Origin of the sequence: Tunturiibacter empetritectus (genome assembly GCF_013410875.1) — a bacterium.
Taxonomy (GTDB): Bacteria; Acidobacteriota; Terriglobia; order Terriglobales; family Acidobacteriaceae; genus Edaphobacter; species Edaphobacter empetritectus.
Genome location: NZ_JACCCU010000001.1, coordinates 2848265 through 2863846 on the forward strand (window position 1 = coordinate 2848265; position 15582 = coordinate 2863846).

Below are 15582 nucleotides of genomic sequence, written 5' to 3' on the forward strand. Positions count from 1 at the left end.
TCCTGGAGAAGCGCCTTATGTCTACCGCTGTCGCACCGAAGGGCCTGGAAGGCATTGTCGCCACCACGTCCGCCATCTGCTGGATTGACGGAGACGCCGGCGTTCTCTCCTATCGAGGCATCGATATTCACGAACTCGCCCAGCTCTCCAGCTTCGAGGAGACCACCTATCTCCTCTGGTTTGGCAAGCTTCCGTCCGCTGGCGAGTTGGCAGAGTTTACCCACCATCTGTCCGCCGCGCGCGAGCTCAATTCGAAGATTGTCGACTTCCTTCGCAGTGCCCCCGCCAACGCCACCCCGATGCAGGTTCTCCGCACCGCTGTCTCACTTCTCAGCATCTACGACGCGGACGAAGCCGACTGCACCCATGACGCCAACGTACGCAAATCCTTTCGTCTCACAGCACAGATCCCGATGATCGTCGCTCTCTTCGACCGCATCCGCAAGGGCAAGTCTCTTGTTGAAGCCGACAAGTCTCTCTCCCACGCCGCTAACTTCCTTTGGATGCTCAACGGCGAAAAGCCCTCCGAAACCGCGACCCGCGCCTTCGATATCGCCCTCATCCTTCACGCCGACCACGAGCTCAACGCCAGCACCTTCGCTGCTCGTGTCATCGCAGCTACCCTCGCCGACATTCACTCCGCCATTACCGGTGCCATCGGCGCCCTCAAAGGTCCTCTTCACGGAGGAGCCAACGAGGCCACGATGAAACTCCTATATACCATCGACAAGGCTGGGGCTGACCCCGTCGAGTACGTCAAACAGATGTTCGCCGAAAAGAAGAAGATCTCAGGCTTCGGCCACCGCGTCTACCATACCGAAGATCCTCGAGCGACCCATCTCCGCCGCATGTCCGAGGAGTTGGGCAAAGCAGCTGGCAATACTAAGTGGTTCGACTTGTCCCGCAAGATCGAGCTCTTCGTAAAGCAGGAAAAGAAACTCAACGCCAACGTCGACTTCTACTCTGCTTCCACCTACACCACCCTCGGCATCGACATAGATCTCTTCACCCCCATCTTCGCCATCAGCCGCATCTCCGGCTGGGCCGCCCACGTCATAGAACAGCATGACGACAACCGCCTCATACGCCCACGCGCCGACTACACCGGCCCAGCCTACCCGGCGACCTACATTCCAATAGAAAAGCGTTAACCTGAAGCACTTAATATCGCCATGGGGAGATGCGTCTATCTCTTCAAACGAAAAATGCAGCCCGTCAGGGCTGCATTTTTTGTAGCTATCCGCAGTTTAGTGATGAGCTGGATGATGCACAGGTGCCTTCGCCGGCGTCTTCTTCGGCTCAACCACCGCGCCATCGCTCATCGTAATCTGAATTGGGCTAGGTGTGAAGGAAGCATAGGTGCCGCTTACGGTAACCTTCGCTCCCACCGCAGGTGGCGTCTTCAACGGAGCAGCCAGCTGGAAGGTAAAGTCCGCCGTCTTGGACTGCACTGCATCGTCAGAGACCGCAACTTGCAGAGCTGTATCTGTGACAGCGATGACGGTCGAGTCTGGGAACTGGACTGACTTACCCTTCATCGTGTCCCATACCTTCGCAGCATCCTCAGGCTTGCCATTCGTCAGAATGAACTCCTTATCACTGATTGCAAGGGTAGAAAGATCCGGAGTGCCCGAGATAACCCCCGCAACGATATCTGCAGGCGACGGAGCTGGCTTAATTTTGAAGTCAGCCGGCGGATTCAGGTTCGTCTGCACCGCAGTTGTCACTGCATCGTAACCATCGTCGGCACCGTGGTATTTTTTGTAGCAGAACTTCGCCAGAGGCAGCATCTGGCTCTTATATGGCTCCGGCGCAAAGGCCGCAGCGCGAGTGGCATACCAGGTGCAGTTTACATAGTCCGGCGGAGTCGACTGATAGTAGGCCTGGGCAAGCTCAAAAGTATCCTGCAACATCGGTCCCGGAGTCTGCGTCTGCGCAACAGGCACACTGCCTAGCTCAGCCTTAAAATCCGTGATCGCCGTCGGATCGTCCTTCTTGTTCAGTGCTGCCTCGGCAATCGCACCATAGAAGACGGGAGTAGCCGCATCCTTGACCTTGGCGAAGTCCGCATCGCTCATGTCCGCTGGCTTGGTCGTTACCGCAAGTCCCTTCTGCGCATAGGACGCAGACGAGTCGAACGCAGTCTGCTTCGCCGCTGGATCCGTCGCCTGTTCCGCCTGCTGCTTGCGGAAGTACACTTCAAAGGTCAGCGCCCGGAGGTTATTCGGATCAACCTGTAGCAGCCGATCCGCTGCATCCAGCGTCTTAGCTGGATCGAACGCCGCATAGGACAGCATCAACTGCTCCAGTACCGACGCCTTCACCGAAGATTGGGGATAAGCCGTCAGATATTGCTCAAGTGCAGGAGCCTTCGTCTGCGGAGTCGTCTGGCTAATTGCATCGTTATAGGCCTTGTATTCGGCAGGGGACATCTGTACGCCGCCGCTCGTGGCCTGCGCGTTGGAACCAAGACTTACCTGGGTTTGTGCTAAAAGGGGTCCCGTAACACTTGCCATGCTAGCGACCGCCAGGAGAGACGCAACGACTACCTTCTTCATTCCACACTCCTCAATAAATCTTTCTTTCAAATGTGTCGCCGAGACTTCCGGGGTCACTTGGATATAAGACGAAGCAGAGACCGATCATACTGCTCGGTCGTTGTCCTCGCCGTGCCTAACCCTTCGGCCAGGCGGTTGAAGTGTTCTTGGCATCTCGGGATGATGATGCGGATTATAGAAACGCCGTTGCTCAAAACGCAAGCCCACCCAACCTTTAGCTGCAATTAAAGTGTTATACACGAACAACCGCGCCTAAGGATTTGATTGCAAATAACCTGCACCAGGAAAAGATGCGCCCTGACCAACGCCAGTCAGCCAGGGCATCTGTTCTACCGCAGTAAGTTACTGATGCGCCACAGACTTCTGGTGAGCTTCGCCCGAATGAGCGTGTGCCTGGGTGGAGTGCTCATGCGCCTTCACAGCATGCTCGTGGGCGGCTACATGATCGCCTTTTGCATGGTGCTCGGCTGCTGCGTGGTGTGCTTTTGCTGCGTGCTCGTGATGCTCCGCTGCTTTCTTGTGCGCTTCGTGTGCCATTGATCTCCCTTTGTCGGAAACTTCTGCTGTGGTTACTTCCGCGAACCTACGCGTCGCTCCTTTTCGCTTACGTCTCTGTCGGATTAAAATCTCGCGTAAATGGCTCGATTACCATTCCATCAACATCCCAATCGCGGGACAGAATGGTTATAAAGCGGGTTACTGAGAGCGCATCTTGCTCGAGTCACCTATTTATGGTGTTTCGTCCGTCTTATCCACAACAGGTGGTGTTGTACCCGTTGATTCCGTACACAACCGCAGCTACAGTTGAAGTAGTCCTATCGACAGGGGCGAGTTCCGGATCACTTGCCGTCCGCCCCGCAGAGGTGCACTTGCTCAAGCTCAAAAAAGTCCAGATACTCGGCTTCAAATCCTTCTGTGATCGCACCGAGGTTCAGCTCTCCGGCGAAGGAATCGCCGCCATTGTTGGCCCCAACGGATGCGGCAAGTCCAACATCTCTGACGCCATCACCTGGGTCTTGGGCGAACAGTCTGCCAAGAGTCTCCGTGGCCTCAAGATGGAAGACGTCATCTTCGCCGGTACTCGCGATCGCAAGCCTACGGGTATGGCAGAGGTCTCACTCACCCTCGTCGACCCCGAAGTCTACGACGGCGCCAGTCTTCAGGACGACCCTGAAATCGTCATCGACGAGAGCCTCCCCACCGACTGGGACGAGACAACACTTCGCCAGCTGCGAGCAGAAGAGACCGAGGAGGCCGTCGCCGAAGCCCAACCTGGCACCGTCATCGAAGGTGAGGCCAAAGGTCCTCATGTGGTTCCTTCCCCTGCAGAAGCCGACGCGGCAGCAGAACTCGCAAATCCAAACAACGTCGTTCTGAAGATTCGTCGCCGAAAGTTCGGCCGCGCCCCCGTCCGCGCCGGCGAACTCACTATCACCCGCCGCCTCTTCCGCTCCGGCGACAGCGAATATCTGCTCAACGGCAAGATCTGCCGCCTGCGAGACATTCAGGACATCTTCATGGGCACAGGCCTCGGCGGCGAGTCCTACGCCATCATCGGCCAGGAGCGCATCGGCCAACTCCTCTCCGCCAAGCCGCACGACCGTCGCTCCATCATCGAAGAGGCCGCGGGCATCACCCGTTTCAAGACAAAGAAACGCCTCGCCGAGCTGCGATTGGAATCCGCACGCCAAAACCTTGCCCGTGTCAACGACATCTTCGACGAAGTCACTCGGCAGATGACTACCCTCAAGCGCCAGGCTGCCAAGGCGGAACGCTATGGGGCACTCCGCGATGAACTCCGCACCCGCCTCCGTGTCGTACTCGCCAGTCGCATGTCGCAGCTGGATATCGAGCAGGCCGCCACCACGGGAAAAATCTCTGCTCTTGCAACTCAGATAGATACTCAGGCTGCAACCGTCGAAGCGATGGACGCCGAGCACACCGAGGGCGTCAACTCGGGCTACAGTCTCGATCAGCAGATTCGCGAAGCCGGAGCTCAGGCAAACCAGTCTGCCGTCGAACTCGAGCGCATCTCTGCCCGCTCCGCCTCGAACGCCGACCGCATCACGGAACTCACCAACCGGCTCGCGACTGGCTCCGACGATCTCGCCCAAGCCCGCGAACAGCTTTCAAGCCTTACCGCCGAGCTCGAAGAACATCGGAATTTCCTCAACAACGCTACAGCCGAGTCGACAAGCTCCCGTGAAGCCGCACAGAGCCATCAAGCGCAGGCGCAGGAGGCCGCACGTGCCGTCGCGTCAGCAGAACAACAGACCGAACAAAACCGCCGCTCCACCATGCAGCTGGTTCAACGCATCGCACAGACTCGCAACGAAGAGGCTCAGGCAGCTGCAGCTCTCGCCGGCCTGGATCGCGAAGCGGAACGCCTCCTCTCCGAGTCCGAGATCGCCAGACAAGAACTCGAGACCCTGGGCCTGCAGCGTGGCCAGGTCAAGTTGTCCTTCGAGTCAGTGACCGAACGCCTTAAACGTCTCGAAGTCGAGATCGTCGAACTTCGCCTTCAGATTGAAGCAAGTCGCAATGAAGAGTCTGAGTCCAAACGCCACGGCGACCAGTTGCGAGGCGAAGCAGCAACCCTCGCCGGTCGGCGCACCTCCCTCGAAGCGCTCATTCGCGAGCACAGCTACTCCACCGACACCGTTCGAAATCTCTTCAAGACTGACGCCTATAAGCAGAACTCCGACGGCATGGCAGCTGTGGGCACTCTCGCAGACTTCCTCGAAGTCGACGGTAAATATGAAAATGTCGTCGATGAATTCCTCCGAGACGAGCTCAATTATGTCGTCGTCAAATCCTGGGATGCCGCCAACGCAGGCATGCATCTCCTCCAGACCGACGTCACTGGACGCGCCACCTTCCTCGTCCATCCCAATGACTCCCAGGCCAACTTCGCCTTTGCCGAGGGCATGCCCAGCATCGCTCAGACCAACATCGACGAAATCGAAGGCGTCATCCCTCTTAAAGAGTGCGTCCGTGTTCTCGACGGCTTCGGTAAATCCCTCGAGGTCATTCTGCCCAAGCTCCGCGAGGGTTTCGTTGCCCCAGACTCCTACACCGCACGCTCCCTTGCCCTCTCGAACCCTCAGGCATTCTTCCTCTCTCCCACCGGCGAGACCTTCCACAACGTCACAGTCACCAGCGGGCGCCCCCGCACACAGGGGCCTCTGGCTCTCAAACGCGAATTAGCCGAAGTCCAGCAAAAGCTCGAAAAGACAGAACAAGAACTAATTCAGACCGATCGCAGCACCATCGAGCTGCAGCATCAAATCGCGGCCCTCCAGTCCGCCATCGAAGGCAAGACCCACGAGCGTCGCGACGCCGAGCGTGAATCAGCCAACTCCGGAGCGGCTTTGCGCCAGATGGAGTCGGAGGTCGCCCGCATCGAGCGCCGCCTGCAGGACTGGGCTCTGACCAACGAACGCAATCGCGAGGCCCGCAATCAGAAAGCAGACTTGATCTCCCGGCGCCAGCAGGAGGCAACCGCCTTCGAGAACGAACGCAGTACGCTTGAGGCGAGCCTCACCGCGCTTCAGGAGCAACTCGAAGAACTGCGCCGCCGCCGCGAAGAGCTTCAGCAGGGCGCAGCAGCAGCCTCCGCCGCACTCGCCGGCCTGGAAGAACGCCGCCGCAACGCCGCCGCAAACTTCGAGCAGACTACCCGCCTTCACAACGGCCAGAGCCAGCGCATCCAACAGCTCGACCAACAGCTAGCCTCGGCCGGAGCAGAAAAACTTCGTCGCGAGGAGGAAACAGCCACGCTCGCCATTCAGCAAGCCGAGCTCTCGGAGGTACGCGCCAACGCCGTAGCTCAAGGCGCACGGCTCACCGAAGAGGCTCACGCGCTCCGTGCTTCCATGGCCGAACTCGATGCCCGGCTTCGCACGTTGCGTCATGAAACCGAGGCACTGCGCGAACAGCGCGCTGCTCTCACCGCACGTGCCGCAAAGCTCGCCTCCGACATTGAACATATCGACGCCACCTGCCTCAACGACCTCGGCGCGGAAGCCATCACCCTCCGCGAAGACCACACCATCGCCCGTATTGAAGGCGACGACCTCCACGTTCAGGAAGATGAGTCACGCACCCTCAAGCAGAAGCTCGAAGCCATGGGTCCGGTCAACATGATGGCTCTCGACGAGTACAACGAAACCGCCACCCGGCATAGTTTCCTCGAGACACAGCGCAAGGATTTGCTCGACTCCATCGAAAATACTCAGGCCTCGATCAAAGAGATCGACGACGTCTCCCGTCTCAAATTCGATGAGGCCTTCAAAGTCATCAACGACAACTTCTCCGTCACTTTCACCAAGCTCTTCGGTGGTGGCCAGGCGTTCATGAAGCTCACGGATGCCGAGAACTCCAACGAAAGCGGCATCGATATCGTCGCTTCGCCCCCAGGCAAAAAGCTGCAGAACATCCTTCTGCTCTCTGGAGGGGAAAAGGCTCTTACTGCTCTGTCCCTGCTCGTCGGAATCTTCCAGTTCCAACCCGCCCCCTTCTGCATCCTCGATGAAGTCGATGCTCCACTCGACGAAACCAACGTGGGCCGCTTCGCAAAGCTCATTCACGAGATGAGCGCGACCACTCAATTCGTCGTCATCACCCACAGCAAACGCACGATGTCCCAGGCGGACGTCATCTACGGAGTCACCATGCAGGAGCCAGGCGTTTCGAAGATCGTCAGCGTCAACCTCAATCGCCGCGAAGTCCCCGACAACCGCCGCGCCGTAGCGTAATGCCCTGGCCTTTGCGCAGCTGGAGCGATTCACCACTCGCTCCAGCTTTTTTTCACGCCGTCATGCTCTTGTCCCATCTCATCGCGAAAGCAGCTAATCTAAAGACGGCATGAATATACCGCTCACAACTGCTGTTCTTATTTTGTTGTCAGGGGCGATGCTTCTACTGCGGATCTTTTGGGAACGCATCCCACCTCGTGTCAGGTCTTCTATCTTCACCCTTTCCATCATCCTGCTTCTCCTTCATGCGTTCTTCGCTGCTACCAGGTGGGGGACGACATCTGACAGGTTGAACATCTTCATCAATTGGCTGGCCATTGCGTCCTATGAGCTTCTGATTCTCCTCTTTACTCGGCTCACACCAAGATGGCTGACATACTTTAGCGCGGCAATCCTTTTGATTCCGGTCTTTGGAGCAAGCATCCTTATGCCACTAGGCGAGATCTTTGACCCCTCGTCTTACAAGTCGGTGCCAGTCGGCAACAACATGTTCTACAAAGTGAAACCATGGGGTGACCCAGGCAGCGGAAATAAGGGCTCGGACGTGATCGTCTCCTATCGTCCTCCCTTCGCACCATTCCTCCGTCGTAGAGCCCGAACCATCCCTTTCAGTGATAGCGAATGCAACTCAACTGCTGCCTTCGCTATCCCCTTCCCTGACAAAGGAACCGTCCTCGGTCGGTGCCCCCGGTGGCCATCGCAGGCCCCGGGAACGGTCGACAAGTTACTCCCGCTGCTCTAGGCTTTTACTGTCTATTCCAGCCTGATTTGCAGAACACAAAGGTGGTACCGTCAAGCCCATGGCAAAAGCCTTGATTCAAACCGATCTCGGATCGCTTCCCCTCACAGCCCGCGGTAAGGTTCGTGACATCTACGCCCTCTCCGCCGACCAGCTCCTCTTCGTGGCTAGTGACCGCATCTCTGCTTTCGATCACGTTCTCGGCAGTGGCATTCCCTTCAAGGGGAGGATCCTCACCCGGCTTTCGCTTTTCTGGTTCGATCTCCTCCAACCGATCGTCCCAAACCACTTGATCACCGCCGATACCGCACAGTTTCCGTCTGAACTACAGCCATTCCTCGACCAACTCGAAGGACGCAGCATGCTCGTCAAAAGAGCGAAGATGTTCCCTATCGAGTGTGTCGTCCGCGGCTATATCTCCGGATCCGGCTGGAAAGACTATCAGCAAACCGGTTCCATCTGCGGCATCAAACTACCTGCCAGTCTTCGAGAGTCGGACCGCCTACCTGAGCCAATCTTTACCCCGGCTGCAAAGATTCATTCCGGCGGCCACGACGAAAATATCTCCTACGAAATGGTTGAAAAGACGCTAGGCGCTACCTATGCCGATGAACTGCGCTCACTTACACTCAAAATCTATAAAAAAGCAACTGAGCATGCAGCCAGCAAAGGGCTGATCCTCGCTGACACCAAATTTGAATTTGGCCTCGTCACCGACAAATCGGGAAACGAGCAGATCGTTCTTGCCGACGAGGTACTGACGCCCGACTCTTCACGCTACTGGCCAGCAGACTCCTACAACCCTGGTGGGCCGCAACCTTCTTTCGACAAACAGTACGTCCGCGACTATCTCGAATCGATTCACTGGAACAAGCAGGCTCCCGCACCAGCGCTCCCACGTGAGGTGGTCCTCCGTACCAGCGAGAAGTATCTCGAAGCCTACCGCTTGCTCACCGGCCGCACAAACCTTTAAGCCGCATGAACCTCTTCGACTGGTTCCTGATAGCAACCCTGGCCTACTCCACCATCGTGGCTTTTTTCCGAGGCATTATCCGGGAGATCTTCTCCCTGGGCGGCCTGATCGCGGGAATCCTAATCGCAGGCTGGAACTACAATCGCTTGGCACTCTACCTGCTGCGTGTCATCGCCACACCATCCATCGCAGAGATGGTCTCCTTCCTCTTTCTCGTCATGGGAGTCATGGTGCTAAGTGCGTTGCTCGGCCGAGCCCTCAACCGCACCGCCCATGCCATCGGGCTCGGCTTCTTCGACCGTATCCTCGGCGCAGTCTTCGGGTTCGCCCGTGGTTGCCTCTTCGGAGTAGCCATCCTGATGGCGATCGCCGCCTTCTACCCTCATTCCACTTGGATTAAAAATTCGCAGCTATCTTCCTATTTCCTTGCGGGGGCGCATGCGGTATCCTTCGTTGTACCTCACGACCTTCAGCAACGGATTCTGGATGGCGCCGCTCAACTCAAGCACAACGCGCCCTATTGGATCAAACCGCTACGGTAGAGGCACAATGAGAGTGCGGTTCCACGAAGGAGCCGCCAGCGAGGAATAACCTTGAAGCGCGAAATGGACGGCTTGATCACTCAGATGCACAGCGCCGGCATCCCCTACTCGGAGGCCGTACGTCAGTTCAAGAAGCGCTACATCCTCGAAGTATTGGCGCACCACAAGGGAAACCAGTGCAAGGCCGCCGACGAGCTCGGTATGCACCGCAACACCCTTAGTCGTACCCTCGCTGAGCTCGACATGGACACCGCCCAGATCCGCAACGGCATGCGCCGCCCCCCCAGAAGCGAGCGCCCACACATCCAAAATATTGCCAGCGCCCGTTAACGTCCCCGTCCGTCTAATCAGCAGTCGATGAGACCCACCTTCCAAGCCCGTGCGGCCGCAGTTGCAAAATATACCGCCGCGCTCACGATTATCGGCATCGCCTCTCTTCCCACCCTGGCCCAGTCCAATCCGGGCCCAAACGCCAGCGCGTCTGACTCTGTCTCCAAACGAAACGTTCGCGCCGCTGAAGACGCCTACCTCTCTGGTGCGCGACTACTGGATCATAACGATCTAACCGGCGCTGAACTGAAATTCCGCGAAGCAACCACTCTCAACTCCTCCAACCATGACTACGCCCTGGCGCTAAGCATCACCCACCAACGCCACGTCTCCGATCTGATACAGCAGGCGGGTAAAGCGCGTCTCCTCGGCCAGCATGAAAAGGCCGAAACACTCCTCGCCGAAGCCCGCCTCCTGGACCCCGAGAATAAGATCGTAGGCTCCCAGGTCGACAACGGCGAACTCCCGAAGGCATTCCATCCGGAGATAGAACCTTGGATTCGTGAAGGCCCTGCCATTGCGGGGCCCGTCACCCTCGAGCCTGCTCCCGGGAAGAAGAACTTCCATCTACACGCCGATGTTCAGAGCGTTATTCGCCAGGTCGTGTCAGGTTATGGCGTCCGTCCAGTATTTGATGAATCGGTCCAAAGAGAAGATCTGCGCTTCGATCTCGACGACTCGTCTTATCAGCAGGCTGTCCCAGTCCTCCTGAACATCACCCATCTATTCGCTGTCCCTCTGGATGCCAAAAGCGTCTTCATAGCCAAAGACACCCAGGAGAACCGCCAGCGCCTCGAACGTCAGTTGCAGGAGACAATCTACATCCCCGGCATGACCAATGAAGAGATGGACAACCTCGGCACCCTTGTAAAAAATATCTTCGATATCAAAGAGATTACCGTTGGGAAGGCCTCTGGAACCCTCGTCCTCCGTGCCCCTCAGGAGACCCTGACCTACATCAACCTCACCCTCGCCGATCTCATCGACGGTGGCAGTGAGGTCATGATCGACCTTCAACTCTACTCGGTCAACAAGACCAATCAACGCAACATCGGCGCACAGCTTCCGCAACAGGTCGGCATCTACAGCGTAGCTTCAGCGGCGCAAAGTATCGTCAGCTCCAATCAAAGCCTCGTCAACCAGGCCATCGCCCAGGGGCTGATTCCAGCCGGGTCGAGCAACATCGTCATAGCTCTTGCACTCATCGCGTCAGGCCTCGTCCAGAGCACTTTGCTCTCCAACACCGTCGGCTTCTTTGGCGGAGGCCTCACCCAGACAGGCGTCACTACTAATCAGTTTGCAGCCTTCAGCCTCTCCCTCAGTGCAAGCGACACCCGCGCCCTCAATGATATTCAGATTCGAGTTGGCGACCGGCAGTCCGCCACTTTCAGGGTCGGAGAACGCTACCCCATTACTACCGCAACCTACTCCTCTGGAATCAGCAATTCCTCGGTGCCCTCGAACGCCACCATCAACGGAGTCCCCGTCTCCAGCCTCCTCAACTCCGCAGCCGGTACAGCAGCGACAATTCCCCAGATTCAATACGAGGATCTCGGCTTGACCCTGAAGGCAACACCAACCGTGCAGAAGTCCGGCGCAATCAAAATGCACATCGACCTGAAGATCGAGGCACTCAACGGCGGCACGATCAACAACATCCCAATCCTCAATAGCCAGCAATTCGCCTCGGACGTAACTCTCGACGACGGAGACACTGCGCTCATGGTCAGCAGCCTCAGCAGAAGCGAATCTGCGAGTATCAACGGATATCCCATATTGAGTGAGCTACCCGGCTTTCAAACCCTTACCGCGGACCGCCTGACAGACACCAGCTCCGGCGAACTCCTCCTTCTCCTCACGCCCCACATCACCCGTCGCCGATCCAACCTCACCGTAGGCCCTAGAATCGCAATCAATTTACCTGAGCCACCAGGTTAGGACTCCCCTCCACCGGCAACCAAACCGAAAACACAGTGCCATGTCTCTCGCCGCGTCGTGTCCTTGCCCGGATTCGCCCGCCGTGCTTCTCAACAATCCCCTTGCTCACCCAAAGCCCAAGCCCTGTTCCGGTAAGTTCCTTCGTCGTCTGGAACGCCTCAAAAAGATGCTCCTGCATCTCTGGCCTGATTCCCTCACCTATATCTGCAACCGTCAAACGCACCCCGTGAGCGCCGCTTAGACTACCCCGTTGCGGATGCAGCCTTATCGTCAGCCGTCCCCCTCTGCTCATCGCGTCGAGTGCGTTTCTCACCAGGTTATTGATCACTTGGCGAATCTCTCCTTCGAGCACCCTCACCCTCGGAGTTGCCAGCAGCTTCAAATCAATCTCAATGTTCCTGACCAGAGTCCGCCCGGTATACAAAGCCATCACCGTACGCAACAGCTCCGCCATATCCACCTCGATCGGCTTGCTATGCTGTCGGTTGAACCGCAAGGTTTGCAATGTAATTTCAGTGACGCGAGCCAACTCTCCTTGAGCCAGAGCCGCATAGTGCTGCGTATCTTCCATCGATTCCGACTGTCGAATCAGATAGAGCAGGTTCGTAATCGACTCGAGCGGATTATTGATCTCATGGGCAATCGAAGAAGCCAATTGCCCTACCGCCGCCAGCTTCTCTGACTTCCTCAGCGCCTCGTCCTGCAGCCGGGCCTGCGTAACATCAGTATTCACAGCGACGCCGCCGAGTATATTTCCATTCAGAAAAATCGGCGCGGCAACACTCCGAATCCAGCGATCGGACGTCTTTACCGTCTCGGTGGACCACTGCCCAGCCAGCGCCGTATCCAGTGTCTTCAACTCCGGCGGAAAGGTTCCGCCGCTCATCATCTTCGCAACGTGGTTGGAGCGGAGCTTTGCATTAGAAGTCGAGATATAAACCCCATGCGGCATGCTTTCGATAACAGCATCCAGCTCAGCCGTCTTCTGTTCTGCCAGTTCATAGGCCCGTCGAATCTTCTCTTGTTGTTGTCGCACTTCAGTGATCTCTCGAAACGTCACCACGACTCCGATCACAGATCCCTCAACGATAACCGGCTGCGCGGAGAGCTCTGCAACGAAACTAGTCCCGTCCTTCCGAAACATTGTGTCCGTCAGCTGCCTGAGAACTTTACTCTTCCGCACCACATCGTAAATCGGGCACTCGGAGCCAGGAAAATGACGCCCGTCCGGATAGTGATGGTGCACCAGTTCATGCATGTTGTTGCCCAGAATCTCCTCGCTCGCAAAACCAAAGCAATTCACCGCCATACGATTCACGAACGTACAATTCCCTTTAAGGTCGAGACCCCATATGCCCTCTCCGGCAGAGTCAAGCAGCGCCTGCCAATGCTGCATCTGCCCTACATTCTGTAGTAATGGTTGCGTCATCTACCTCATTTCGATCTGGCACTTTCGCTAAGTCTGCGCCAATCAACAAATGAGATGCACATTTTTGCCTCCCATGTCGCTCAGAAACGCAATCGGATTTACGACGACACCTCATAGCGCGTTGACCATACGGAACATGGCCGTTATACTTGAATCTGTAGAGCGGGAGTAGCTCAGTGGTAGAGTGCTTCCTTGCCAAGGAAGATGTCGCCGGTTCGACCCCGGTCTCCCGCTCCAAATAGCATCCTGCCTGCGGTACACTTCTCCTACAATCCAGCAGGGCAGAATCACATAGCCCACCAGAGGCGCGGTACCCAAGTGGTAAGGGAGAGGTCTGCAAAACCTTTATGCGTCGGTTCGATCCCGACCCGCGCCTCCAAAATATCAATATCTTTTGACCTCGTGGATACGTAGATACATCGATCAAAGATGCGATCGATGTACACAAAGGGCGGCTCACGAAGGAAACCGAAGCTCGAGTACACGTTGCGTGGGCCTCTCGCGAAAGTATCCTCCTCGATCTGACTGAGCACTACGCTCCAGCGAAGTAACACTCGCAGCGCTGTTGCTACGGCTTCCAAAGAGGATTGCAACCAGCTTGAGGCGTACTAGCTGCTTGGGGAAACGGCACGGAGACTAAAGCTTGCGATGGCGGCAGGGCTGGAGTCCGGACGCACCTGGAGGGTGCCGAGAACCTCGATCGCCGCGGGAGTCTGGTCGCGAAGCCGAAAGACAAGGACTCCGGGCTGGACCTCTTTGGCAGATAGTAGATTGAAGCCGCCGGTCTGATTCCGAAGCTCGATCTGGGCAGCGGCTGCAGGGGCGAGAGCGACGTTTGGCAGAGCGTTGCCAAGCGCGGGGTAGCTTGCCTGGTTGAACGCGGCGAGCCAAGCGTAGAGAAGGCGTCCGGCGGGAGTATCTGGGATGAGGCCTACCTGGTCCCCAAAACGCGGTAGGCGAACGAGGATGGTGGGGTGAACGGGGCTGACATGGTCTCCCCGGCGTGCTGGCACAGGAGCGTCGGCGGGATCACCGAGAACAATGGTGTCGATCTGGTTTGGATCGTCTTTCTCGTCTGAAAACGCTTCTGATGAGGCGTTTGCGGATCGGGCAGCGCCGGAGATAAGAGGTAGACGTTTATTGTGACCCAAAGCATAGAGAACTAACCAGAGCGCGGCACCGGCGGCGACGGTAGCAAGCAGGATAACCGCAGGACTGAGCGGCTGGCGACCGGTGATATAGAAGCGCGGAGCGGTGAGGGTGGGAGCGCCGGGAAGGGATTGCTGCATTAGGTGAGTACTCCTTAGGTGTCCCCCCAGGGGGGATATGGTCAGAGGAGGTCCGGCGGCGTTGGTTCGCCACTGATAGTGTAGACGGCTCGCCAACAGTGGTGTGAGCTGATGGGGTGATATCGATTCGTCTTGCGTGATTAGTCCCATAAGCGCAAACAATGACATCGACACGAAAGTGTTATGTCCAGGTGACTGCACTCTGGATACCGTGAAGGTCATCAGCAATTCAATTCATCGCGAGTTCAGGAAGGCAATCGAAATGGTAGAAGCAAACGTGCATCGGACGCTGATAGGCAAGTCTCTTATCCTCAAAGGTGAGGTAACAGGGATGGAGGCTATGCATATCGAAGGTAAAGTTGAGGGTTCCATTGCGCTTCCCGGACAGACGATCACAGTGGGACGAGCCGGTCAGACCGAGGCTCTGCTCATAGCGAATGAAATAGTTGTGCTTGGACAAGTCCGCGGGAACTGTCAGGCAAGCGATCACCTCGACATTCGAAGTGAGGGATCGATGAGCGGGGATGCGATCGTCTCGAGAATATCTATCGCAGATGGAGCGTTCGTCAAAGGCAACATAGACGTTCGCCGCTCCTGAATTTGGCGATGAAACTTTAGACTTTTCCTGTCTAACGCCAACCCTAAGCCTCAGCGATGACAGCGATTGAGATCTTGAGGCCCGGAATGCGTGCCGGCAGCTTGGCGCCCTGACGTGCAGGCGGATTCTCGGGAAACCATCGCATACATTCCTCGTTCATGCCGGCGAAATCATCCTCGTCCGCCAGAATAACCGTGGCACTTGCGATCTTTTCCATTGAAGTTCCAGCTTCTTCTAGAATAGCGGCAATATTGGTCAGGCATTGCCGTGTCTGTTCTTGAATGGTTGTCCCTTTGATTTCACCCGTCTCCGGCTCTACTGGTGCTGTGCCCGAAACAAACACGAGACCTGCTGCCCTAACAGCTTGGCTATAAGTCGGTGACGGCTTCGCGGCCTTGGAGGTAAAGATGGTTTGACGCGTCATGATGA

General features: G+C 56.9%; 12 protein-coding genes and 2 tRNA genes. 9 read left to right on the forward strand and 5 right to left on the reverse strand.

The annotated features are described in order from the left end of the window. The first annotated feature begins 17 nt into the window (after positions 1 to 17). Positions 18 to 1151, forward strand: a complete 1134-nt coding sequence (locus HDF08_RS11845) for a citrate synthase (RefSeq protein ID WP_179638650.1) — start codon at positions 18 to 20, stop codon at positions 1149 to 1151. 96 nt (positions 1152 to 1247) lie between these two features. Here the strand turns inward: HDF08_RS11845 and HDF08_RS11850 are convergent, their stop codons facing one another. Further along, entirely contained in the window at positions 1248 to 2558 is a 1311-nt protein-coding gene (locus HDF08_RS11850; protein ID WP_179638651.1) for a hypothetical protein, read from the reverse strand. 342 nt (positions 2559 to 2900) lie between these two features. Then, positions 2901 to 3095 (reverse strand): hypothetical protein, encoded by a 195-nt coding sequence (locus HDF08_RS11855; RefSeq protein ID WP_179638652.1) that lies wholly within the window; start codon positions 3093 to 3095, stop codon positions 2901 to 2903. A gap of 332 nt (positions 3096 to 3427) precedes the next feature. Between HDF08_RS11855 and smc the strand changes: the two genes are divergently transcribed. From smc to HDF08_RS11880, 5 genes are all read left to right on the forward strand, one after another. Next, a complete protein-coding gene (gene smc, locus HDF08_RS11860; RefSeq protein WP_179638958.1) occupies positions 3428 to 7315 on the forward strand; it encodes a chromosome segregation protein SMC in 3888 nt (1295 codons plus the stop codon). An 800-nt stretch (positions 7316 to 8115) separates the two neighbouring features. After that, on the forward strand, positions 8116 to 9027 hold the full coding sequence (locus HDF08_RS11865) for a phosphoribosylaminoimidazolesuccinocarboxamide synthase (RefSeq protein WP_179638653.1): 912 nt from the start codon (positions 8116 to 8118) through the stop codon (positions 9025 to 9027). A gap of 5 nt (positions 9028 to 9032) precedes the next feature. After that, positions 9033 to 9569 carry a CvpA family protein gene (locus HDF08_RS11870; RefSeq protein WP_179638654.1) on the forward strand — a complete coding sequence of 179 codons (537 nt, stop codon included), beginning with the start codon at positions 9033 to 9035 and terminating at the stop codon, positions 9567 to 9569. A 51-nt stretch (positions 9570 to 9620) separates the two neighbouring features. Further along, positions 9621 to 9899 (forward strand): helix-turn-helix domain-containing protein, encoded by a 279-nt coding sequence (locus HDF08_RS11875; RefSeq protein ID WP_179582483.1) that lies wholly within the window; start codon positions 9621 to 9623, stop codon positions 9897 to 9899. A gap of 27 nt (positions 9900 to 9926) precedes the next feature. Next, complete coding sequence (locus HDF08_RS11880; protein WP_179638655.1) at positions 9927 to 11837, forward strand: type II secretion system protein GspD; 1911 nt, start codon at positions 9927 to 9929, stop codon at positions 11835 to 11837. On the opposite strand, the gene HDF08_RS11885 is transcribed toward HDF08_RS11880, so the two are convergent. After that, entirely contained in the window at positions 11812 to 13266 is a 1455-nt protein-coding gene (locus tag HDF08_RS11885; RefSeq protein ID WP_179638656.1) for a PAS domain-containing sensor histidine kinase, read from the reverse strand. The two genes, HDF08_RS11880 and HDF08_RS11885, sit on opposite strands and share 26 nt — an antisense overlap. Before the next feature lie 162 nt (positions 13267 to 13428). Here HDF08_RS11885 and HDF08_RS11890 point away from each other — a divergent pair. Beyond that, positions 13429 to 13503: transfer RNA gene (locus HDF08_RS11890), tRNA-Gly, on the forward strand. Positions 13504 to 13570: 67 nt separating this feature from the next. Further along, positions 13571 to 13645: transfer RNA gene (locus tag HDF08_RS11895), tRNA-Cys, on the forward strand. 229 nt (positions 13646 to 13874) lie between these two features. Here HDF08_RS11895 and HDF08_RS11900 read toward each other — a convergent pair. After that, on the reverse strand, positions 13875 to 14555 hold the full coding sequence (locus HDF08_RS11900) for a hypothetical protein (protein ID WP_179638657.1): 681 nt from the start codon (positions 14553 to 14555) through the stop codon (positions 13875 to 13877). Positions 14556 to 14817: 262 nt separating this feature from the next. Between HDF08_RS11900 and HDF08_RS11905 the strand changes: the two genes are divergently transcribed. Then, positions 14818 to 15153, forward strand: coding sequence for a bactofilin family protein (locus HDF08_RS11905; RefSeq protein WP_179638658.1), 336 nt, complete (start codon positions 14818 to 14820; stop codon positions 15151 to 15153). Between the two features lie 43 nt (positions 15154 to 15196). Here the strand turns inward: HDF08_RS11905 and HDF08_RS11910 are convergent, their stop codons facing one another. Continuing rightward, entirely contained in the window at positions 15197 to 15577 is a 381-nt protein-coding gene (locus tag HDF08_RS11910) for a RidA family protein (RefSeq protein WP_179638659.1), read from the reverse strand. Positions 15578 to 15582: the final 5 nt, after the last annotated feature.

Bases quoted from the DNA above. Each gene is read 5' to 3' on its own strand.
- HDF08_RS11845 (WP_179638650.1), top strand. From the start codon at position 18: ATGTCTACCGCTGTCGCACCGAAGGGCCTGGAAGGCATTGTCGCCACC.
- HDF08_RS11850 (WP_179638651.1), bottom strand. From the start codon at position 2,558: ATGAAGAAGGTAGTCGTTGCGTCTCTCCTGGCGGTCGCTAGCATGGCA.
- HDF08_RS11855 (WP_179638652.1), bottom strand. From the start codon at position 3,095: ATGGCACACGAAGCGCACAAGAAAGCAGCGGAGCATCACGAGCACGCA.
- HDF08_RS11865 (WP_179638653.1), top strand. From the start codon at position 8,116: ATGGCAAAAGCCTTGATTCAAACCGATCTCGGATCGCTTCCCCTCACA.
- HDF08_RS11870 (WP_179638654.1), top strand. From the start codon at position 9,033: ATGAACCTCTTCGACTGGTTCCTGATAGCAACCCTGGCCTACTCCACC.
- HDF08_RS11880 (WP_179638655.1), top strand. From the start codon at position 9,927: ATGAGACCCACCTTCCAAGCCCGTGCGGCCGCAGTTGCAAAATATACC.
- HDF08_RS11885 (WP_179638656.1), bottom strand. From the start codon at position 13,266: ATGACGCAACCATTACTACAGAATGTAGGGCAGATGCAGCATTGGCAG.
- HDF08_RS11900 (WP_179638657.1), bottom strand. From the start codon at position 14,555: ATGCAGCAATCCCTTCCCGGCGCTCCCACCCTCACCGCTCCGCGCTTC.
- HDF08_RS11905 (WP_179638658.1), top strand. From the start codon at position 14,818: ATGGTAGAAGCAAACGTGCATCGGACGCTGATAGGCAAGTCTCTTATC.
- HDF08_RS11910 (WP_179638659.1), bottom strand. From the start codon at position 15,577: ATGACGCGTCAAACCATCTTTACCTCCAAGGCCGCGAAGCCGTCACCG.